This is a genomic window from Cytobacillus sp. Bac17 (genome assembly GCF_024519925.1).
GTDB classification, from domain to species: Bacteria; Bacillota; Bacilli; order Bacillales; family Cytobacillaceae; genus Cytobacillus; species Cytobacillus pseudoceanisediminis.
Map to the genome: position 1 here is coordinate 1 of NZ_JALJRC010000110.1, position 381 is coordinate 381.

At 61.9% G+C, this 381-nt stretch carries 1 protein-coding gene; it reads right to left on the reverse strand.

The genetic code is table 11. From position 1 onward, the window contains the following. The coding region (locus NR125_RS29415) for a proton-conducting transporter transmembrane domain-containing protein (protein ID WP_306219977.1) at positions 1-381 on the reverse strand (381 nt) is incomplete at both ends.

The following is a 381-nucleotide window of genomic DNA, read 5'->3' on the forward strand; positions in this document are numbered from 1 at the left end:
TGTCCTGATCGTGGTGCATGCCGATGATGACCGAGCCCGCACCGAGGAACAGCAACGCCTTGAAGAATGCGTGCGTCATCAGGTGGAACACGGCCACTTGGTACGCCGAGGCACCTAGCGCCACCGTCATATAACCGAGCTGCGACAGCGTCGAGTACGCCACCACGCGCTTGATGTCGGTCTGGATGATGCCCAGGAAACCCATGAACAGCGCGGTGATCGCCCCGATGACCAGCACGAACGACAGCGCGGCGTCCGACAGTTCGAACAGCGGCGACATGCGCGCAACCATGAAGATACCGGCGGTCACCATGGTGGCCGCGTGGATCAGTGCGGAAATCGGGGTCGGACCTTCCATCGAATCCGGCAGCCACACGTGCA